The organism is Polyangium mundeleinium, assembly GCF_028369105.1.
In the GTDB taxonomy this organism is placed as follows: domain Bacteria; phylum Myxococcota_A; class Polyangia; order Polyangiales; family Polyangiaceae; genus Polyangium; species Polyangium mundeleinium.
In genome coordinates this window covers 6,631,287-6,650,945 of the sequence record NZ_JAQNDO010000001.1, presented here as the reverse complement: position 1 = coordinate 6,650,945, position 19,659 = coordinate 6,631,287, and the positions used below count along the sequence as shown (strand labels likewise).

At 68.9% G+C, this 19,659-nt stretch carries 16 protein-coding genes and 1 pseudogene; 10 read left to right on the top strand and 7 right to left on the bottom strand.

Annotated elements, in window-relative coordinates:
* The first annotated feature begins 86 nt into the window (after positions 1-86).
* A complete protein-coding gene (gene lipP1 / locus POL67_RS26325) occupies positions 87-1,028 on the top strand; it encodes a LipP1 family hormone-sensitive lipase (protein WP_373372371.1) in 942 nt (313 codons plus the stop codon).
* 9 nt (positions 1,029-1,037) lie between these two features.
* Here lipP1 and POL67_RS26320 read toward each other — a convergent pair whose 3' ends face one another.
* The 4 genes from POL67_RS26320 to POL67_RS26305 all read right to left on the bottom strand — a co-directional run bounded on the left by POL67_RS26320 (position 1,038) and on the right by POL67_RS26305 (position 5,535).
* The gene (locus POL67_RS26320; protein WP_271921848.1) at positions 1,038-2,633 is read right to left on the bottom strand and encodes an acyl-CoA carboxylase subunit beta; all 1,596 of its coding nucleotides are present in this window, start codon (positions 2,631-2,633) and stop codon (positions 1,038-1,040) included.
* A 57-nt stretch (positions 2,634-2,690) separates the two neighbouring features.
* Positions 2,691-3,194 (bottom strand): methylated-DNA--[protein]-cysteine S-methyltransferase, encoded by a 504-nt coding sequence (locus tag POL67_RS26315; RefSeq protein ID WP_271921846.1) that lies wholly within the window; start codon positions 3,192-3,194, stop codon positions 2,691-2,693.
* Positions 3,191-4,645 (bottom strand): DNA-3-methyladenine glycosylase 2, encoded by a 1,455-nt coding sequence (locus POL67_RS26310; RefSeq protein ID WP_271921844.1) that lies wholly within the window; start codon positions 4,643-4,645, stop codon positions 3,191-3,193. Before POL67_RS26310 ends, POL67_RS26315 begins: the two co-directional genes overlap by 4 nt.
* An 86-nt stretch (positions 4,646-4,731) precedes the next feature.
* Positions 4,732-5,535, bottom strand: coding sequence for a hypothetical protein (locus tag POL67_RS26305; RefSeq protein ID WP_271921842.1), 804 nt, complete (start codon positions 5,533-5,535; stop codon positions 4,732-4,734).
* Positions 5,536-6,853: 1,318 nt separating this feature from the next.
* Here POL67_RS26305 and POL67_RS26300 point away from each other — a divergent pair.
* Positions 6,854-7,096, top strand: a complete 243-nt coding sequence (locus POL67_RS26300; RefSeq protein ID WP_271921840.1) for a hypothetical protein — start codon at positions 6,854-6,856, stop codon at positions 7,094-7,096.
* A complete protein-coding gene (locus POL67_RS26295; RefSeq protein ID WP_271921838.1) occupies positions 7,093-8,556 on the top strand; it encodes an FAD-dependent monooxygenase in 1,464 nt (487 codons plus the stop codon). The genes POL67_RS26300 and POL67_RS26295 overlap by 4 nt, the downstream gene beginning before the upstream one ends.
* Before the next feature lie 39 nt (positions 8,557-8,595).
* On the opposite strand, the gene POL67_RS26290 is transcribed toward POL67_RS26295, so the two are convergent.
* Positions 8,596-9,471 (bottom strand): hypothetical protein, encoded by an 876-nt coding sequence (locus POL67_RS26290; RefSeq protein ID WP_271921836.1) that lies wholly within the window; start codon positions 9,469-9,471, stop codon positions 8,596-8,598.
* A gap of 197 nt (positions 9,472-9,668) precedes the next feature.
* Between POL67_RS26290 and POL67_RS26285 the strand changes: the two genes are divergently transcribed.
* The 3 genes and pseudogenes from POL67_RS26285 to POL67_RS54310 all read left to right on the top strand — a co-directional run.
* On the top strand, positions 9,669-9,968 hold the full coding sequence (locus POL67_RS26285; RefSeq protein WP_271921834.1) for a hypothetical protein: 300 nt from the start codon (positions 9,669-9,671) through the stop codon (positions 9,966-9,968).
* A gap of 128 nt (positions 9,969-10,096) precedes the next feature.
* On the top strand, positions 10,097-10,579 hold the full coding sequence (locus tag POL67_RS26280) for a hypothetical protein (protein WP_271921832.1): 483 nt from the start codon (positions 10,097-10,099) through the stop codon (positions 10,577-10,579).
* A gap of 78 nt (positions 10,580-10,657) precedes the next feature.
* A pseudogene (locus POL67_RS54310) lies at positions 10,658-10,834 on the top strand (transposase); the annotation flags it as partial.
* 40 nt (positions 10,835-10,874) lie between these two features.
* Here the strand turns inward: POL67_RS54310 and POL67_RS26275 are convergent.
* The gene (locus POL67_RS26275; RefSeq protein WP_271921830.1) at positions 10,875-11,732 is read right to left on the bottom strand and encodes an alpha/beta hydrolase; all 858 of its coding nucleotides are present in this window, start codon (positions 11,730-11,732) and stop codon (positions 10,875-10,877) included.
* 964 nt (positions 11,733-12,696) lie between these two features.
* Between POL67_RS26275 and POL67_RS26270 the strand changes: the two genes are divergently transcribed.
* The 3 genes from POL67_RS26270 (at position 12,697) to POL67_RS26260 (ending at position 16,756) form a co-directional block, all read left to right on the top strand.
* Positions 12,697-12,876, top strand: coding sequence for a hypothetical protein (locus POL67_RS26270; RefSeq protein ID WP_271921828.1), 180 nt, complete (start codon positions 12,697-12,699; stop codon positions 12,874-12,876).
* Complete coding sequence (locus POL67_RS26265) at positions 12,873-13,679, top strand: CPBP family intramembrane glutamic endopeptidase (protein WP_271921826.1); 807 nt, start codon at positions 12,873-12,875, stop codon at positions 13,677-13,679. Before POL67_RS26270 ends, POL67_RS26265 begins: the two co-directional genes overlap by 4 nt.
* Positions 13,680-13,822: 143 nt before the next feature.
* Entirely contained in the window at positions 13,823-16,756 is a 2,934-nt protein-coding gene (locus POL67_RS26260; RefSeq protein ID WP_271921824.1) for a hypothetical protein, read from the top strand.
* Positions 16,757-17,388: 632 nt separating this feature from the next.
* On the opposite strand, the gene POL67_RS26255 is transcribed toward POL67_RS26260, so the two are convergent.
* Positions 17,389-18,381 (bottom strand): LysR family transcriptional regulator, encoded by a 993-nt coding sequence (locus tag POL67_RS26255; RefSeq protein ID WP_271921822.1) that lies wholly within the window; start codon positions 18,379-18,381, stop codon positions 17,389-17,391.
* On the opposite strand from POL67_RS26255, the gene POL67_RS26250 reads away from it, so the two are divergent.
* Positions 18,380-19,126, top strand: a complete 747-nt coding sequence (locus tag POL67_RS26250) for a DUF4386 domain-containing protein (protein ID WP_271921821.1) — start codon at positions 18,380-18,382, stop codon at positions 19,124-19,126. The two genes, POL67_RS26255 and POL67_RS26250, sit on opposite strands and share 2 nt — an antisense overlap.
* The last annotated feature ends 533 nt before the right edge of the window (positions 19,127-19,659 follow it).

The window sequence follows — 19,659 nt, the reverse complement described above, 5'->3', positions numbered from 1 at the left end:
CGGACGAGGAGACCGCCTGCGCGCCGCGCCGTCAAGATTACGTTTCCTCCTTGACCGCGCGGCGGAATTGATGCGATCCGGCTTCTATGTTGCACCCCCAGGCCCGGGCCCTGATCGATTTCATGGAACGGAGCGGCTTGCCGCCGGCGCATACCCTCTCGCCGGCAGATGCGCGGCGCGTGTACCGCGAGCGCCGCGCGTTCACGCAGCCCGACCCGCCCGCGGTCGCGGAGGTGCGGGATCTCCACGCGGAGGCGCCGCACGGCCGGATCCCCCTTCGGCTGTACCGCCCCGCAGGTACGACGATCGATACAGCCTTGCCGGTGCTCGTGTATTTCCACGGCGGCGGCTGGACGATCGGCGACCTCGAAACGCACGACACGCTTTGCCGATCCCTCGCGAACGGCGCCGGCTGCGCGGTCGTGGCGGTCGATTATCGCCTCGGGCCCGAGCACCGGTTTCCCGCGGCCGTCGACGACAGCCTGGCCGCGACGTACTGGGTGCAGCGAAATGCCGCGGCGCTCGGGATCGACGGGACGCGCATCGCGGTCGGCGGCGATAGCGCGGGCGGTAACCTCGCCGCCGTGGTCGCGCTCGCCGCGCGTGACGCGGGAGACCTCGGGATCACGTTCCAGCTCTTGATTTACCCGGCGACGGACATGCGCCGGATCGCCCCGTCGCACACGACGAACGGCCAGGGGTATCTGCTCACGCGGGACTCCATCACGTATTACCACGACCATTACATCGACGACCCCGCGCACGACCTCGACTGGCGCGCCTCGCCGCTGCTCCACCCGAACCACGAACACTTGCCGCCCGCGCTGGTGCTGACGGCCGGCTACGATCCGCTGCGCGACGAGGGGCGAGCGTACGCCGAGCGCCTGACCGCGGCGGGATCAAAGGCGAGCTACGTCTGCTTCGATCGGCAGGTCCACGGCTTCGTGACGATGGGCAAGGTGTTCGACGAGGCGAACACGGCCGTCGCGTTTTGCGCGGCGTCGCTGCGCGCGGCCTTGTTCCGCTGAGGAAGACGCTCACCAGGTATCGACGAACCGCCGCGCCTCCGGGCGCGCGGGCGTCGGGACCGATTTCAATCCGCGCAGGATCCAGGCGCGTGTCTCGGCCGGATCGATGACGGCGTCGAGCTCCAGGAAGGAAGCGGTGTTGAGGGCCTTCCCGCGCTCGTAGACGTGCGCGACCATCGCTTGAAACGTCGCCTCGCGCTCCTCGGGGTTCTCGATGGCATCGAGCTGCTTGCGCATCGCGAGCCGCACCGCCCCCTCGACGCCCATGCCGCCGAACTCCGCCGTCGGCCAGGCGATCGTGAAAAACGGAGCATGAAGGTGCCCGCCGGCCATGGCCTGCGCGCCGAGGCCGTACGCTTTGCGCAGGACCACCGTGAACAGCGGCACACGTAGGCTCGCCGCCGCCACGAACATTCGCGAGGTATGGCGCACGAGCGCGGTCTTTTCGGCCTCGGGGCCGACCATGAAGCCGGGCGTGTCGCAGAGGGAGATGAGCGGCAGGCCAAACGCATCACAGAGCTGCATGAACCGCGCGGCCTTGTCGGATGCGTCGGCGTCGATCGCCCCGGCGAGGCGATACGGATCGTTCGCGAGGAGCCCGAACGGCCGGCCCTCGATACGCACGAGCGCGGTCACGAGGCTCGTCCCGAAGTCGCGCCGGAGCTCGAGCACGGAGCCCGTGTCCGCGAGCGTCTCGATGATCGGCCGGATCTTGTAGGCCCGCCTTCGACGCTCCGGCAAGGCGTCGCGCAAAACGCGCTGATCGCTGCATGTGAAATCGGCGACCGGGCCCTGGAAATAACCGAGATACTTCTTTGCGACGGCGACGGCCGCGGCCTCGTCGGCGGCCCGCACGTCGACCACGCCGTTCTTGCTTTGCACGTCGATCGGCCCGACCTCCTCGGGCGTGTATTTTCCGAGCCCGCCTCCCTCGATCATCGCCGGCCCGCCCATGCCGATCGAGCTATTTTCGGTCGCGATGAGCACGTCGCAGCAGCCGAGCAGCGCGGCGTTCCCGGCAAAGCAGCGACCCGAGACGATGCCCACGCGCGGGACGAGGCCGGAGAGCGCGGCGAACGAGAGAAAGCTCGGCGTATCGAGGCCCGCGACGAGCGGCATGTCCGTGTCATTGGGCCGTCCCCCTCCCCCTTCGGCGAAGAGCACGACCGGCACGCGCCATTGCGCCGCGAGCGCGAGCATGCGGTCGAGCTTCTTGTGCCCCATGCCGCCCTGCGTACCCGCGAAGACCGTGTAATCGTAGGCGAGCACGATCGTGCGCGCGCGCTCGTCGTCGAAGAGCGCGCGGTTCACGCTGCCGACGCCGCAGACGATCCCGTCGGCGGGGCTCGCCCGTACAAGCTCCTCGACCGAGTGCCGCTGCCGCTGCGCGGCCAATGCGAGGGCCCCGTACTCGACGAAGCTGCCCGGATCGACGAGGTCCTCGATGTTCTCACGCGCCGTGCGTTGCCCGGTCTTGCGCCGCCGCGCGACGGCCTCGGGCCGGCCTGCGTCGGTGGTCGCGTGGAGGCGCGCGCGGAGCTCGGCGAGCTCGGGCCGCGCCGGAGGCTCGTCCGGGCGGCCCGCGGGATCTCGGAATTTGCTCATTGGCCCGGACAGGATCGCAGATGCGGGGCGCGCCTGTCCAGGGACTTGCGATCGGAGCTAGTGAATGACGTGGCGGGGCGCGTGGTGCTCTTGCTCGTGCGAGAGGAGCCACTGCTTGGCCGCGACGCCGCCCGCATACCCCGTGAGCGCGCCGTCGCCGGCGATGACGCGATGGCAAGGGACGATGATGCTGATCGGGTTCTTCGCATTCGCCGCGCCGACGGCCCGCGCCGCCTGCGGCCGGCCGAGCGCCCGCGCGAGCTCCGCGTAGGAGCGCGTCTCACCAAAAGGAATCCCGACGAGCGCGCGCCAGACCTCACGCTGAAAAGCGCTTCCTTGCAGATCGAGCGGTAACGTGAAAAACGCGCGTCCTCCTGTGAAATACTCTGCGAGCTGGCGCGCGGCCTCGGCGAGGAGCGGATGGTTTTGCCCGTCGTGGGCCATGATCACAGGCGCGCCCTTGTGCTCGGGCAGGTAGACGCCCACGATCGCTTCGTCCGAAGCGACGACGTGGAGGCCGCCGACGGGGCTCGAAATACGGCGTTCATACAACGAGTTCATTCCTCAAATGCTCCTTCTGAAAGGCCCTGCCACAAATGAATGACCGCATAAGCACGCCACGGCCTGAACGCCGCGGCGCGCTCCTCGGCTTCGCGTGTCGATGGTACGCGCAGTGCTTTGCGAACGCCGAGATCCGAGGCAGGAAACGCGTCGGGAAATCGATAGACGCGCATGCCGAGGTATTGCGCGGTCCACGCGCCGATGCCCGGCAACGCGATGAGCGCGGCCACGGCAGCCTCGGGATCCTCACCGCGCTCGAACCGGACCTCGCCCTGCGTGACGGCACGCGCGAGCGCCTGGATGGAGAGCGCGCGCGCCGCGGGCAAACCCATCTGCGCGATGTCGGCGAGAGGCGCCTCGGCGAGCACGGACGCGGGCGGGAAGAGGTGCGTCACGCCGGCGATCGGCGTATCCATGGCTTTTCCAAACCGCCTCGCGATGCGCCCACCAAGCGTCGTCGCCGCGCGTACGGAGACCTGCTGCCCGAGAATGGCACGCACGGCCGCCTCGAATCCGTCGAACACGCCCGGCACACGCAGCCCCGGATGACGCGCGACGAGCGGCGCGAGCAGAGGATCCCGGCTCAGCGACTCCGCGATGAGGAGCGGATGCGCGTCGAGATCAAAAAGCGCGCGCAGCCTGCCGAGCAGAGGCCCGAGCGCGCCCGCGAGCTCGGGCGCGACCTCCACCCGGAGCGCGTTTTTCTGGGGCGGATGCATCACCCGCAGCCATCCGGTCCGCTCGCCGAGCCGCACCGAGCGGGCATACACGCCGCCCTCGACGGCCTCGACTCCGGCAATCGCGCGCGCGGCGAGAAACGCGAGGAGCGCATCCCAGTCGAGCGGCGGCCGATAATCGATCCGCAGCGTGATGGCGGCGCCGGCCTCGGCCTCCCCGAGCGCGCGCCGGAGCGCGGACGGCGGCCTGCCGAACCGAGCCGAAAACAGCGCATTGAACCGCCGCACACTCCCGAACCCGCTCGCGAACGCAATCTCGGTGAGCGGCAGGGAAGAATCCTGCAAGAGCTGCTTCGCGAGCGCGAGGCGCCGCGACTGGGCGAGCTCGACGGGCGCCACGCCGAGCTCGGCTTCCATCGCGCGCCGGAGGTGCCTGCCGGTCACGCCGAGCGCGCGCCCGAGATCGTCGACGGAGCCCTCGTCGAGAAACCCGCTTTCGATCCGCGCGAGCGCAGCGCGGACGAGGCGCGGCACGGAGTCCTGCGGCGCGCCACCTGGCGAGAGCTCAGGCCGGCAGCGAAAACACGCGCGAAACCCGTCGCGATCGGCCTCCGCCGCGGACCGATAAAACACGCATCGATCCCGCGCCGGTGTTCGGGCCCGGCACACCGGCCGGCAGTAGATGCCGGTCGTCCGTACGGCCACGAAAAACATGCCATCGAAGCGCTCATCACGCGCGCAAAGGGCTCGGTAACAGGTCTCCGCGTCCATCATCGCCCTCCCCTCGTAGCGCGGCCGCGCCCCGATGTCTGGCCGTTTTCGGACGCGACAGCGAACTCGTTCCGCCGGCTCGCCGGCCGTCAGATCCCGCGGCTCGCGGCGAACACGATCCAGGCTGTCACGAGCGCGATGAAATAGACGAGCCCGGCGACGACGATGAGCCGCGAACGCCTGCCCTCCGGCCCGGCCTGAGCGACGGCAAGCACGATCCCGAGCTTCGAGAGCGACCCACCCTGCGCGTAGCGATCCATGACGAGCCGCATCAAATGCGGAAAGACCCAGAAAAACGGCGCGAACAGCACAACCTCGGCGAGCGCGACCACGAGCCCCACGGGGAGGCCGAGCGGCGCCGGCCCGAACGCGGCGACCTGCACGGCGCGGACGTTTGGATCGAGGTTCGTGGCGAGCACGCACCCGAGGAACAAGCCCGCGAGGATGCGCCCTGCGCCCTCGGGCGATATCCGAGGCTTCGTGGCGAGAGGCGTGCCCTGCTGGAGGCGCCGGACGTTGCGGTGACAAAACGCGGCGATGGATCCAAAAAGCACGAAGAGGCCGAGCGGAAAGCCGCGCCGGAAAGGCAGGTTGAGCTCCTCGTCGAACTCGATCTGTGAATACGCCCCGAGACGGCTCAGGGACGGATCCTCGGGTAGGTAGGTGATGTCGAATGTCTCGCCGAGCGCGCCCGGGAGCTTTTTCCGGTCGACGTTCCACGTGTATGTGACGCCGCCGACCTCGTACTGATAATGCGCAACGGAGGCCGAGCCCTGGTGCGTGACGGCCGTGACGGTCGCGGTGCCGGCGCGCCCATGATCGGCGAGCGCACGCAGCCGGAGCTCCTGGCGTCGAAAGAGAAGCCCGAGCACGAGCGGGATGACCAGGGCCATCGTCGCAAAAACGATCCTCGCTCGCGCATCGGTCGCGATGTTCCTGCGGCGCTTCTCTTCGTCCATTGGCTGGTTGGGTGGGACTTTATGCCCCGGGAGGCAGGTTTGGCTAGGGGAAGCTGCCGAGATCGAAGGGCAGCTCCGCACCTTGAAGACCGAACTCGACCGCGCTCCTCGGGGCCAACCGTATCGAAGCAGGTCGTCAGCAAGACGCGGAAGTCCGTCGCGGAGTTCTCAGCGGACACTGTGCGTCGCCCGGTGCCGCTGAACTCAATCGATCCCGGAGGGCTTCTTGTGCGCTTTCAAGGAACGCTATTCATCACCTTCGAGCTTCTTGCAGCTCTCCTCGTCCTTCAGATCGCAGCCCTTCCGGTAGAAGGCAGCGGCATCTTTCGCGGAGTGTTTCTCGATCATGATGCCTGAATATCGACACGACTCGGCGTGATTGGCGGCACAAGCCTTGTTGAAGGACTCTCGCGCGAGCGGGATCATCGTAAGGTCTTCTCCTTCGCTGTCCTCTTCGTAGCGCAATTTCACGTCGTCGGTGGAGCCCGCCACACTATCGACGCGCCAGCCGCCGGCGTAATGGACATCGCGGCCCTTGAGCGCCGCCTTGCCCGTCTTGTAGCAATCGAGCGCCCGCTCCAGGATCTCACACCGGTACTTGCACTGCTCCGCGGTTTGGCACGAGCCGTCTTCCGTCTGCCCGACCTCGCGCGCTTTTTCTTCGCGTCTTCCTCGAGCGCAGCCTGCTCCGGGTCATAAACAAGCTTTGAGAGTCCAGACAGGTTACATGCGGCATTCGTGAGAGAAAGGGCGACAACGAGCCACGTCGTCGACCAGAATCGCTGGGGCGCTTGCATGCGCGCGAAGATACCGGCGCCGCTCAAAAGTGCAAGGCGGTTGCGGTGCCCTTCTCGACCTCGCGCAGCGTCGTATGATCGCTCGTCGCCAACGGCGCGATGGTCCCGAGGCTCGCGGGTGGTGCTGGCCGGCGACGTACACCCGGTGTCGATTTTCTTGCCCTGCGAATCCACCCATACCCCGGCGCCAGCGAACCGCGAGCGCAGGCAAATCACGAACGAGGTCCTGTGCGATACGGGCGCCCCCCGGTGCCGCCGTGCCGCCGCTTCGCAGAGCGGTTTGTCCGTCCCCCGCGGACAAACCGAAGCGAAAGGAGGGCCGTCCCCCTCCCTTCCATGTCCAGCATATAGCGCATGGGGGGGCTTGCGGCAAGACCCAGGTCGTGCCGTAGAGTCGCTGGCCTCGGCCAGACCCTCTGGCCGAGGCGAGAATCTCCAGGAGTGGGAGGAGCGACATGCAGGCGTTGTTGTCGAAGGATGGGTCGCGCGGGGACGTCGAACCGATGGCGGGACGCGCGGTGCAGCTGGGGGCACGCGGCGCGGAGGCGCGGGTGTGCGCGCCGCCGGACTTCGCGGAGCTGCCGGCGGGTGTCGGCGTGCCGCTGGTGCCGATCGGCCAGCCGGTGTGCCCGCCGGTGACCGGGGCGACGCTGCCCCCGCGCGCGGCCGTGTTGATGCCGACCGGAGGGTGGCGATGATCAAGCATACGGTGGTGATTGCCGGAGGGGGGCCGACAGGGCTGATGTTGGCGGGCGAGCTGGCGTTGGCGGGCGTCGACGTTGCCATTGTCGAGCGGCGCCCGAGCCAGGACCTCGCCGGCTCGCGCGCAGGCGGCCTGCACGCACGCACGCTCGAGGTCCTCGATCAGCGTGGAATCGCCGATCGGTTTGTCTCGCAGGGACAGGTGCATCAGGTCGTGCACTTCCACCTCCCTCTGGACATCAGCGACTTTCCCACCCGACACAACTACGTGCTCGGGCTGTGGCAGAACCACATCGAGCGCATCCTGGCCGGCTGGGTCGACGAGCTGGCCGTGCCAATCTATCGCGGACGTGAAGTGACGGGCTTCGCGCAGGACGACACCGGCGTCGACGTCGAGCTGTCCGACGGCAAATCGCTACGGGCGGAGTATCTCGTCGGCTGCGACGGAGGACGCAGTCTGATCCGAAAAGCAGCCGGCATCGAGTTCCCCGGCTGGGATCCGACGACGAGCTGGTTGATTGCCGAGGTCGAGATGTCCGAGGAGCCGGAATGGGGCTTCCGACACGACGCCGTTGGTTCCCACGCGATTGGCAAGTTGGAGGATGGGCGGCGGATGCGGGCCGTGTTGACCGAACAGCAGGTAAGACTCGCCAGCGAACCGACCCTGCGCGATGTCAGTGACGCGCTGATCGCCGTCTACGGGACAGACTACGGGATCCACAGTCCCACGTGGATCTCCAGGTTCACCGATATGACTCGTCAGGCCTCGGCCTACCGCGACAGACGGGTCCTGCTGGCCGGCGACGCCGCACATGTGCATCCCCCGATGGGTGGGCAGGGCCTCAACATCGGTGTGCAGGATGCGGTGAATCTGGGATGGAAGCTGGCCCAGGTGGTCAAGCGGACGTCGCCAGAAAGCCTCCTGGATACCTACCACGCCGAGCGGCACCCGGTCGCGGCTCGCGCGCTGCGCAACACGATGGCGCAAGTCGCGCTTCGGCGCACAGACGACCGCACCAAAGTCTTGGGCGACTACGTCTCCGAGCTTCTCCGCATGGCCGAGCCTCGCAAACGACTGGCCGCGGAGATGTCGGGTCTGGGCGTTCATTACGACCTCGGCGAGGGACACCCGCTGCTGGGACGTCGTATGCCCGATCTCGACCTGGACACCGCCAGCGGCCCGCTGCGGGTCTTCACCCTGCTGCATCACGCGCGGCCGGTGCTGCTCAACCTCGGTGAGCCCGGTGGCTTCGACATCACTCCATGGGCCGATCGCGTTCAATGGATCGACGCCAAATACGCTGGTCCGTGGGAGCTTCCGGCGATCGGGGCGGTCCCGGCTCCCACCGCCGTCCTGGTTCGGCCCGACGGATATGTGGCCTGGGTGGGAGACCTGACCCAGGTGGGGCTCGCTGACGCGTTAACCACTTGGTTCGGACCGCCTACGACGGTGTAGCGCGCGGGAGCGGCCCCCGGCTCGCCGAAGGTCAGCGGCTCATGAGGTTCCTTGGGCCGGGATCACGACGATCATGCTGCGATGGGAAGCTTCGAGCGAAGGTGGCTCGTGCGGTCGGACATCGAGCTCCTTCAGCGCACGCGCAGAGGCCGTCGGGAGATCGACGCGTCCGAAGTGACGAACCCACCAGCTCGCGTCTGCGAGCTCCTCCGCGCATCGCTGCGCCAGCTCGCGGATCTTCGTGTCGTCGGTTCGTGTCGTCGCTGTGGTCAACGACGCCAGGCGAGCACGCACGGGGAGGTCGGTCGCGAGCGCGCCCAGCATCAGGTGACAGAGCGCGCCGTGGAACGCTGCGAGCCTGTTCGCCGGCGCCAGCGCATGGCTCTGATCGAAGTCCCGCGAAGCGCGGAGCCGAGCCTTCGAGACCGACCTCCCGTTCAGGGGTTCAGCTGGCAAGACCGCGGCATCGAGGAGCGCGTCGAGGGCACCGATGCCCGCAACGTCGTCGCCGGCGCTCGAGAAGAGCCGCACGACCGGTGAGCGGGCCATCTGCACGTCGACCTCATGGCCGGGATGGATCGCGGGGGGACCGCGGAGCGTGCTGAGCAAGAGGGCGAGCCCGCGGTGGTACAAGATGCCGGCGCGTCGCTCGGCGGACGTGGTGCACGTCAGCGCGGCGTCGAAGTGAGGGATGGCCCCCTTGGCCTCGCCAGCGGCACACAGCAAGATGCCGTCGAACTGAAAGAGCGCCGCGACTTGCTCTCCGGCTGTCGCCGAGAGCGCACCGAGGTCGATCTCGGCGTCGGATCGCGTCACCCTCCGCAGCGCGCGGCCGGGATCGCGGCCCGCGGCGATCCGCTCGCGAACGCGCTCGAACGCGGCGCGGATGTCGGCTTCGCGGAGCATCTGACTCATCGAGCGCCTTTGTACCTTGCCATGAATGCTCCTTGCCTCGCGCGCGGCGAGAGATCGGGCACGGGGCGGTCGGTGTCAAGCACACCGTTCGGCTCCTCGACGTTCGCGACGCGGTAGCCCTCGCCCATCGACATTGTATTTCCCGGCCCCCACATTCGGAGGGTCGGAAGCGGGGGAGTGAAGGCGGGCGTGCGCGGTTGGACGGGCTCGGTGTCGAGGCGGGTGCTACCCTCGAACTCACGGTGGGGATCGCGCTCGTGATACTTGCAGCGGTTGTGATGCTGGTCCAGATCGGGATCACCGTCCGGCTGTGGAAGAGCGACTTCTACACGCGCGGGCAGAAGATCGCGCAGAGCGCGATGATCTGGCTGCTCCCGGTCGTGGGCGTGATCGTCATCTACGCAGGGCTCCGGCACGCCGATGACGTGCCTCGTCCAGAGCCCAACCCCGAGGGCGGCGAACATCAATCGCTCTGGTGGACGAACCACGACCTGTAGCGGCGCCACATCAGGTTGTAGGCGGTCGAGGTGGGTTCGGTGGTGGCCGGCCTCGGGCATCACGGCGGCTCGGGGGCTCGACGCCTTCCGTCTTGCCAAGACGCCGCACAACTGCAATCTGCTCTCACGTGATCACGGTCGAGGAAGCCCAACGGATCGCCCATGCGTATGCTGACGAGCGAGGCGCGATCTGGCTCAACCACGCCGTCATTGACCGTCAAACCTACTGGTTCTTTCCAGTAGGGTACGTTGGTTCGTGCGGCGTCATCGTCGACAAGGCCGATGGTCGGCTGAGCGTTATGGGTTCGGCGTTGCCCCTGGATGCCTGTTTCTGGGGACACGAGCACGGTTTTTCGCCAGAGTTCGTGACGCTGCGCGTGACGAAGGTCCATGATCGCCGACGCGCCATCGAGTTCCTTCTCAACATCGTGCGTGAGGGGCCACCACGCCAAAGAAACCCAAACCCGAGGCGAGCGTGGCTCGGAGAGCAGCTTGACGCGCTTCCTTGCGAGTTTGGTCCTCAGCGCCTATGGCTCTGGATCCCGGAGTTCCGTCAAGTCACAGCGGAAGGATGGTTCGAGTACGAGATTTGGGAGCCGTCCGCGGGGTGACCAGCCGCGTCCGACGTTTCGTTTTTGCTTCCTCGGTGATCCTCCCCCGGATCCGTGGACAAACCCAAAGGCGCGGAGATGCGCTGGGAGAGTTCCATGGCGACGCGGAAGCGGAGGTCGTTCAGCGCGGAGTTCAAGGCAGAGGCGGTTCGTCTCTGTCAGGTCGGGGACCGGAGCATCGCGAAGGTCGCGAAGGATCTGGATCTTACTGAAACGGCGCTACGTGCGTGGGTGAGGGCTGCGGAGACAACCGTCGGGGAGAAACCCCCCGAGGCCCTCGGCGTGAGGCGACATTTCAGGGGGCCGGCAGCAGGTCCCCGAACCGCGCGTCTCCCTCGAGCGACCAAGGGAGCGATTTGCGGGTCGCCTCGGCCACGGGGCCATTGTAACGATGTCCCACGTCAGCGGTTTTTACGATACGCGTCGGAATCTTTGCCTCTCTCAGCCGCGCCGCCGCCCAGCGGGCGTCCCTCTCGCAGAAGCTTTGAGAGCAAATGAAGAGCACGCGATTGCCGCCACCCTTGGCGAAAGCCTGCACAACCTCGGGCTTCCACGCGTCATGGCCGCCTTCGATGAGCACGAGCCGCGGAAAATCCGCAGGGCGGCGGCTGGCGATCGCGACGCCTTGAATCGCGCCGAGGGAAAAGCCCATATAAAGTGGAGGACCTGGATCCACGTGATCGGGATAAGCCGCCGCGAGCGCCCGAAGGCCGGCGTCGATCTCCAGCTCGAGCACAGCGTTGCTCTCGTAGGTGAAGCGAATATCGTCCGGGCCGGGAGAATTGTCGCGCGGGATGCCGCGAGGGCACAAGATGAACGCGCGATCCTCGAACAAATCACGAACGGCCTGACATTGCCATTCGGGCCGACCGTAATTGCCGTGCGCGGCGATGACGACGGGCCGGCGCGACGTCGCGCCGTTCGGCAGAGATACGACAGCCGCGGGATGACCGGGCACCGTGAGATGGACGAAGGGCGACGCGGCTCGGAGCGGACTCGGCTCCTTCGGCGCGACGACGGCCGAGGGCAGCGCCGGCGGCGCGCTCGGACTCGGGCTCGCGGTGGGCGCCGCGGCGCTGGGCTCGGCGCGGCGCGCGTCGCAGGAGGACGCGAGAGCCAAGAGGAGCGTGAGGATCGGCAGCGATCGAGACACGGGCTTTCGTGTTTAAACGAGACATCTTCTCTGCGCCAGCGATCCGCTCGTCGGCGGGGAGCTCCTCGCGCTCGATGCTCGCCGCACCCCTCTCGGCCGCCTCGCGAGAATCTCCCCCGGCCGGCTCGCGGCTCGACCGCGCTCGACGTCGTATTTCCGCCACCACCGCAACCGGGGGGTCGGAGTGGCGGAAACGAAGCGAGGTCGAGGGCGACGGGGAGGTCCCCTCTCCTCGGGGAGAACGATCGGACAGAAGTCCCAGGAGGCCGATCATCGGTTCGGGTCGTGGGGGGGAGGATCAGAACCGATACGCGCATCGGTTCGGGTCGTGGGAGGGAGGATCAGAACCGATACGCGCATCGGTTCGGGTCGTGGGAGGGAGGATCAGAACCGATACGCGCATCGGTTCGGGTCGTGGGGGGGAGGATCAGAACCGATACGCGCATCGGTTCGGGTCGTGGGGGGGAGGATCAGAACCGATACGCGCATCGGTTCGGGTCGTAGGGGGAGGATCAGAACCGATACGCGCATCGGTTCGGGTCGTGGGGGGGAGGATCAGAACCGATACGCGCATCGGTTCGGGTCGAGGATCCTCGCCGAGCCCTCGGTACACGGGCACGCTGCCTGGCGCGCGTTCGCGCAGGCCCGGGCGCTCCTGGATGCGAAGCGGTGGCCCGAGGCCACGAGCGCGTTCGGTGAGATCGCGCTCACGTATTCCCACGAGGATCTCGGCATCCTCTCCGCCATGCCCTACGTCGAAGGGCTGAACCTACTCGGGAGCCAGCTCGAGCCTCCCCGGGAGGGCTGCCACGACGAGATTTCCGCCGGACTCCCGGCATTGCAACGGCTTTACTGCGAGAATGGCGAAAATCGTGTATAAGGATATCGTTGGCCGCCGCATGGAAACATGCTACGCGCCGAGGAGGCAGCAATCCTCGGTTTCTTCGTCCTAAGCGCACGAGCCATGAGCAGTCGTTGGAGTCACCAGCTCATCGAATGGAAGCCGTCGCTGATGGGCCACTTCAAGCCCGAAGCGATGCAGGAAGACCTCCACAGGCAGGGCAAGCTGGGCTGGGAACGGGTCCCGATCATCGTCCCCGCGCCGATAGCGCCGGCGATGATGGTGTTCAAGAAGGCGCAATGATGGCCGCCACGACCCCCGTGCCCGCTTCCACCGCCCCGTGGAAGCCCGACCTGAAGATCGCCGCGCTGCTCGGCGTGGTTTCGGCGCTGGCCGTGGCCGCGCTGGTCCCGTACCTGGTGCAGCTGATGCCGGACAAGTTCGCGAAGCTGCCGGTGCCGCTCCCGGTGTTGGTCGTCGCACAGTCGATGCAGGCGATGGTCGTGATCGGCCTGATGTCGCTGGCCGGGCTGCGCATGGGCCGTCGTGTCGGCCTCGGCGCGCCGCTGCTGCAACGCTGGATCAACCGTGAGCCGCTGGTCATCGCGCCGCGGCCGCTGCAGGCGATCCTGCTCGGCGTTGCCGCCGCGCTTGGGGTCGTCGCCCTGTCCGCGGGGATCGATCCGTTCCTGCCGCCGATGCTGCACCCGCCGGCGAAATCCGGTGCCGGAGAATCGGCGCTGAACGGTTTCCTCGCTTCCTTCTATGGCGGCATCGTCGAGGAACTGCAACTGCGCCTGTTCCTGATGACGCTGATGGTGTGGCTGGTCGCGGTGCTGCGCAAGGCCAGGCCGTCGCCGCGCGTCTACGGGATTGCGATATCCATTGCCGCGCTGCTGTTCGGCGTGGGCCACCTGCCCGCCGCGCACCATGTATGGGGGCTCGATGCGGTTGTCGTCGTACGCACCGTGCTGCTCAACTCCATCGCCGGACTGGCGTTCGGCTGGCTGTACTGGAAGCGCGGGCTGGAGATGGCGCTCCTCGCCCACTTCAGCGCCGACATCGTGTTGCACGTACTGGCTCCCCTGATCGCGAAAGGAGCCTGACGTCGCGAAACGGAAGGAGATGTCCAGATCGCGTCGCTGTCCCGCTCCGCCGCGCTCGACGCCGAGCACGGACGGAGCGAAATCGAGGCCCGTGTGACAAGCCTGTTGTCGAGGACGTCCCGTGGACGATAGGCTTGCTAGTTATGTTACCGTCTTTCTCAACATTCTTCGGTCAGAGAGGCAGGCGAACCTCGCTGCGCCTCCTCTCTTCTCTCTCCACCCTCGTACCCCTCACCCTCGGCGCAGCGCTCCTCTCGTCGTGCGCCGACCGGCCCGGGCCGGCGGACGCGCCTGCCGCGGCCGACCGCGGGCCGGGGCTCTCGCGGACCGGCGGCGAGCACAAAAAACCCGCCGACCCCCTCAACCTGACCGTAGGGTCCGAGATCGGCCTCGACGCGCCGGTCCTCGGGGACGTCGCCGGCTTCAAGCGATTCCCGGCGATGGCTTACGGCGGCGGGCAGTACCTCGTCGTATGGGAGGACTTGCGGGAGGGGTACGCATACGAGGACGCTACCAACGTCCCCCTCTACGCCGCGCGCGTGGCGCAGGACGGGACGCCGATCGATTCGCCGGCCTTCCTCATCGCCCGGGGGGGCAAGCCGGCCGTCGCCTCCGACGGCTCGGGCTTCCTCGTCACCTACGCGGGCGCTCCAGGCTCCGGCTGCAACCAGTGCGGCGTCCGCGTGGACGCGAATGGCGCGATCCTCGACGCCACCCCCCTCACGATCGCCGCGACAGGCTCGGTCACCGCCGTGCCGGCCGTCGCCTGGAACGGCGCCGTCTATCAGGCTGTGTGGCCCTGCGCCAGCAACAGCTCCTGCGCCGCGCAGATCACGCCGGCTGGTGTCGTCGGGCCCACGGTCTCGCTGCCCCTCGCGCTCAACCCTTACCCTGCCCGCCCCATGCGCCCCCTGCGCGTGGCCTCCGACGGCGCGGGATTCCTGGTGCTGGCCATGCTCCCGACGGGGAACATCGGCGCCATCCGCCTCGACGCGCAGGGCGCGCCCCTCGAGGCAGCGCCGTTCAGCGTCGGCTCCGCGTCCTACTTTCATTATGACCCCGAGGAGCTTGCCCTCACCTTCGACGGGACGAGCTACGTGGCGGCTTGGTCGAAGGACGGTTACCCCGCGGACAGCGCCGTCTACGCCGCCCGCATCACGAGCGCCGGGACCGTGCTCGACCCTGGCGGGATCGTCGTCGGTGTGACGCCGCCCGGGGAGCCGGGCACCCATCTCGCCGCCACCTCCCACGGCGGCGTCACCACCGTCTTCTGGGCGGTGTGGTCGGAGCCGGCGGACTGGTGGCCGCTACGCGCCGCGCGGATGAGCCCGGGGGGTGTCCTCCTCGACGCCTCTCCGATCGACCTCGGGATCGGGCGGGATCTCGCGGCGGCCGGCAGCGGCGCCGAGGCGCTGCTGATCTTCGGGGACGGCCCGTTCGAGTACGACCTCCTCCACGCGAACCTCCGCGCCAGGCGCTTCGCGGCGGACGGCACACTGCCGGCGCCGCCGAGCCGCGTCGCCACGGGCATGAACGGGCAGCAAGGACCCGCGCTCGCCTTCGACGGGACGAATTACTTCGCCATCTGGACCGACACGCGCGCAGGCGGGGTCGGCGGCGTGTTCGGCGCGCGGATCGCGCCGGACGGCCAGATCCTCGATCCGAATGGCATCGAAATCGTGCCTGGCATTCCGAGCAAGCCCGGCCAGTACCGGTATGCGAACCGCGTCGGCTTCGACGGGACGAATTTCATCGTGTTATGGGATAACACCACGTTCGACCCCCAGGGTTGCGGCGGCGGGTCTGCCGTCACCCGGGTGAGCCCGGCGGGCGTGGTGCTCGGCGACGTCTACCTGCCCTCGTTCGGTTGCCTGTATACGTATATGGCCAACAGCCCGGCCGGCTCGCTCTTCGTGGCTTACGACGACTACATCGCCGGCACCACGATCGCGAGGTTCGTGGATAACCAGGGCGTGATGAGCGGGCCGTTCACCATCGAGCTCCCGGACGTCTACGGCTCTCCCGTGGCGTTCTCGTTCGACGGCACGAATCACCTCGCGGTGTACGGGATGAACAACGGCCTGGGCGGAGCGCGGATGAGCCCCTCGGGCGTGCTTGTGGACACGACGCTCATCCCCATCGCATCGTCCAGCGCGCCCCTTGTCGAGATCCCGGTGGCGACCGTCTTCGACGGGCAGAACCACGTGCTCGTGTGGGTCTCGAAGAACAACGGCGCCGACGTCCTGCGCGCCGCGCGCGTCAGCCCCGCCGGGACCGTGCTCGATCCGGACGGGTTCGTGATCGCGCCGATCGTGAATGGGTGCGGCGGCTCCCAGCCGAAGGCTTTCCCCTCGGCTGCATTCGACGGGCAGCACATCGTGGTGACCTGGCGCGAGCGCGAGGCCACGGCAGGGGGGTGCGCGGCGGCGCTGCGCGGCGTGGAGCTGAGCCCCGGAGGCATGGTCGAGCCGGTGTTCACGGTGGCACCTCCGGGGTTGGACACCCGCGCGACGGCGCTGGCCTCGGACGGCGCGGGCAAGACGTTGGCGCTCTACAGCCGGTTCATGCTGGGCGCGCCGTTCGACAACTACCGAGTTCGTGGCCGCATCCTCGGTGAAATGGGGGGCAGCGGCGGCGCGGGCGGCGCTGGTGGTAGCGGCGGCGCTGGTGGTAGCGGCGGCGCAGGCGGCGCTGGTGGTAGCGGCGGCGCTGGTGGTAGCGGCGGCGCAGGCGGCGCAGGCGGCAGCGGCGGCGCAGGCGGCAGCGGCGGCGAAGGTGGCAGCGGCGGCGCAGGCGGCAGCGGCGGCAGCGGCGGCGCAGGCGGCAGCAGCGCAAGCGGCAGCGGCAGCGGCGGAGCGGGCGGCGGCGGCGGCGCAGGCGGCGGCGGCGCAGGCGGCAGCAGCGCAAGCGGCAGCGGCGGAGCGGGCGGCGGCGGTCACGGCCATGGTTGCAGCTTCCGCGCGGCTGGCGACTCCGCCGGAGACACGTCCCTCCTCGGCCTCGCCTTTGCTGGCCTCCTCGCCCTCCGGCGCCGCTCCGTCTCCAGCCGAGCGCACTCCGAGCGCCGTCTCGACTGATTGCATCTCTCCCGCAGTCCCACATCCGCGCCAATAGCGCGCTCAGCCGCTCGGCTGCAATACGCGCACATGCCCCCCAAATCCCGGCATAAAGGGGGGCGCCTCGACCCCGGGGAAGATTTTCGCCGAGGCCCGGCCGGCCTGCCGAGGGGCCCCGGGCCCCTTACGCGCGCCGAGCTCGCGCCCCTCGACGCTGCCCGGCCTCGCCGTCGCCCTCGACCTCGCCGCGATCACCCGCCTCGACGCCGGCCCCCGCGGCAACGTGCGGCTTGGCCGAACCCCTCGACGAGTCCCTCGCGCCGAGCCCCGCGACGCTCGCCGAGCAGCACGCCGCGACGTGTTTCCGCCGCCTTGGTTTCCGCCACTCCGACCCCCCCGGATGCGGGGGTGGCGGAAATACGACGTCGAGCGCGGTCAAGGGCCTGAAATCTCAGGGAAGATTTTCGCCGAGGGCAAACACGGGGCAGCCATCATGTGCCCGCGCCGTGGTCGATGCGCGGCGAGTTCGGGGAAGAGCTCGGGCTCCTCGACGCCGATGAGCAGGCACCGCGAGCAGCAAGAGGGCGACGCTGTGCATCTCCACGCCGTCGAGCGTGCGATGTGGCCGCAAGCAAGGCGGACGCCCGCGGGCGCTACTCGGCCGTTGCCGCGCCGGTGCGGCTCGCGCGCGTGGATTCGTCCATGTGGTCCATGAAGGCGCGGACGCGGCTCGTGCTGCGAAGGTCAGGCAGGGTGAGCAGCCATACGTCCCGGCCGAAGCGCGGATCGACGGGCCCCACGCGCGTCAGCGTGGGATCCGCGTCGCCCTCGAAGCAGGCGAGGAAGTGCACGCCGAGGCCCGCGGCGACGGCCTCGCGCAGCACCATCGAGCTCACGTCCATGCGCATCGCGATCCGCGCGCCGGGGGCGTTGCGGGCCAGCCACTCATCGAGCCAGCGCATGTTCAGCCGCTCGTCCCAGTGGATCCAGGGGTAGTCGCCGTAGCCGGCGTCCGGACCCAGCCGCTCGACCAGCGCGCGGCTCCCGTAGACCGCGAAGTCCACGCGCCCCACCTTGCGGCCCACGAGGTACTCCGGCGGCGAGTTCGTCATCCGGAGGGCGACGTCGGCCTCGCGCCGCGTGAGCGACACCTCGTCGTTGCTGGACGTGACGGTCAGCTCGACGCTCGGATAGCGGGCCAGGAACGACGCGAACGCGTCGCGGTAGCTGCGAAACAGGATGTCCATGGTCGCCACGCGGAGGCTGCCCTGGAGCCGCACGTCTCGCCCGAGGACCCGTCCCTCGAGCGCGAGCACCTCGGCCTCCATCCGCTCGGCGACCTCGGCGATGTCCTGCCCCGCGCTCGTGGGCACGAACCCGTCCGGGGTCTGATCGAAGAGGCGCGCGCCCAGCGCCTGCTCGATCGCGCGCACCCGGCGTCCGACCGTCGTATGACTCGCGCCCAGGCTCTCGGCGGCGCGGCTCAGGGTCCGGTCGCGCGCGATCGCGAGCACATATCGAAGGTCGTCCCAGTCCACCTCTGCATTTTCGCACAACGCGTGCACGGAATCGATGCTGGCCCGCGCGACCCCGCGCACCCACCCTGGCTCCGCCGGCGCTTGCACGCCGAGCCCACGGAGCACCATGCACACCGCCCTCGAGACCACCGACCACGCGTCCGGCATCCACACACCGGCGCCCTCGATCTACGCCAGGATCGCGGGCCTGGCCTATCTGCTCGCGATCGTGCCCCCGGTCCTCAACCTCGTCTTGATCCAGCCTCACCTCGTCCGGGCGGGGGACGTCGTCGGGACGGCCGCCAGGATCGCGAGCCACCCGACGCTCTTCCGCCTCGGCCTCGCGCTCGACCTCCTGATGTTCGCGGCCGTCCTGCTCTTGTCGGCCGCGCACTACGCGGTCCTCGCGACGGTCGACAGGAACCTCTCGCTCGTCGCGCTCGTGTTCCGCGCCTCGGAGGCCGTCCTGGGGTGCGTCACGGTGCTCGCCGGGGCCCTCGTCCCCGTGCTGGCGGACGGCCGCGCCGCGCTCGACGCCGCGCAGGCCGCCGCGCTGATCGACCTGCTCCTGAGAGTCCGCGCGGTCGGCATGGACTACCTGCTGGTCCTGATGTGCCTGGGCGCGATCCCCTTCTGCTGGCTCTTCTACACGTCGCGCTACATTCCGCGGCGCCTGTCCGGCTGCGGGATCGCGTGCTACGCGCTGATCCTCCTAGGGTCGCTCACGAACATCCTCACGCCGCGGTACGCCGGCTGGACGGCGCTGGCCTTCGCGCCAGGAACGCTCTTCGAGCTCACGATCGGCGGCTGGCTCCTGCTCCGGGGCGTGAGCGTCGAGCACGGGAACCCGCACCGGCGGCAGGGCGCGAGCTAGAGGATCCAGCGGCGCGCGAACCTGGCGCACACGGCCACCGGCCAGACTCCGGGGCATGGCCAAAAGTCGGTGTCGAGCGCGGTCAGGGCGCCTCGACCTCGGGGAAGATTTTCGCCGAGGGCCGGCCGGCTCGCCGAGGGGCCCCGGGCCCCTTGCGCGCGCCGAGCTCGCCGAGCCCGAGGCCCTCGACGCGGCCCCGGCCTCCCCGTCGCCCTCGACCTCGGCGGGATCGCCCGCCTCGACCTCGATCCCCGCGGCAACGTGCGGCTCGGCCTCGCCGCGCGTCGATTCCGCCGCCTTCATTTCCGCCACTCCGGCCCCCCGGATGCGGGGGTGGCGGAAATACGACGTCGAGGTTCCGGACAATCGGGCCCCTTCTTATGATTCAGGCCGTACTTCCTGGCCACTCCCCGAGATGCCGACCATGTGCCCCCCCACCTCGCCCGTGCTTGACGGGCGCGGGCGTTGCGCAAGGTGCAACGTGGGAGCTGGGTTCCACCTCCGGCACCGAAGTCGTACAAGATCAAAGATCT

What these genes read in the sequence shown, in the direction of transcription:
- lipP1 (WP_373372371.1), top strand. Translation starts at nt 87, where the DNA reads ATGTTGCACCCCCAGGCCCGGGCCCTGATCGATTTCATGGAACGGAGC.
- POL67_RS26320 (WP_271921848.1), bottom strand. Translation starts at nt 2,633, where the DNA reads ATGAGCAAATTCCGAGATCCCGCGGGCCGCCCGGACGAGCCTCCGGCG.
- POL67_RS26315 (WP_271921846.1), bottom strand. Translation starts at nt 3,194, where the DNA reads ATGAACTCGTTGTATGAACGCCGTATTTCGAGCCCCGTCGGCGGCCTC.
- POL67_RS26310 (WP_271921844.1), bottom strand. Translation starts at nt 4,645, where the DNA reads ATGATGGACGCGGAGACCTGTTACCGAGCCCTTTGCGCGCGTGATGAG.
- POL67_RS26305 (WP_271921842.1), bottom strand. Translation starts at nt 5,535, where the DNA reads ATGGCCCTGGTCATCCCGCTCGTGCTCGGGCTTCTCTTTCGACGCCAG.
- POL67_RS26300 (WP_271921840.1), top strand. Translation starts at nt 6,854, where the DNA reads ATGCAGGCGTTGTTGTCGAAGGATGGGTCGCGCGGGGACGTCGAACCG.
- POL67_RS26295 (WP_271921838.1), top strand. Translation starts at nt 7,093, where the DNA reads ATGATCAAGCATACGGTGGTGATTGCCGGAGGGGGGCCGACAGGGCTG.
- POL67_RS26290 (WP_271921836.1), bottom strand. Translation starts at nt 9,471, where the DNA reads ATGAGTCAGATGCTCCGCGAAGCCGACATCCGCGCCGCGTTCGAGCGC.
- POL67_RS26270 (WP_271921828.1), top strand. Translation starts at nt 12,697, where the DNA reads ATGAGCAGTCGTTGGAGTCACCAGCTCATCGAATGGAAGCCGTCGCTG.
- POL67_RS26265 (WP_271921826.1), top strand. Translation starts at nt 12,873, where the DNA reads ATGATGGCCGCCACGACCCCCGTGCCCGCTTCCACCGCCCCGTGGAAG.
- POL67_RS26260 (WP_271921824.1), top strand. Translation starts at nt 13,823, where the DNA reads ATGTTACCGTCTTTCTCAACATTCTTCGGTCAGAGAGGCAGGCGAACC.
- POL67_RS26250 (WP_271921821.1), top strand. Translation starts at nt 18,380, where the DNA reads ATGCACACCGCCCTCGAGACCACCGACCACGCGTCCGGCATCCACACA.
- POL67_RS26255 (WP_271921822.1), bottom strand. Translation starts at nt 18,381, where the DNA reads ATGGTGCTCCGTGGGCTCGGCGTGCAAGCGCCGGCGGAGCCAGGGTGG.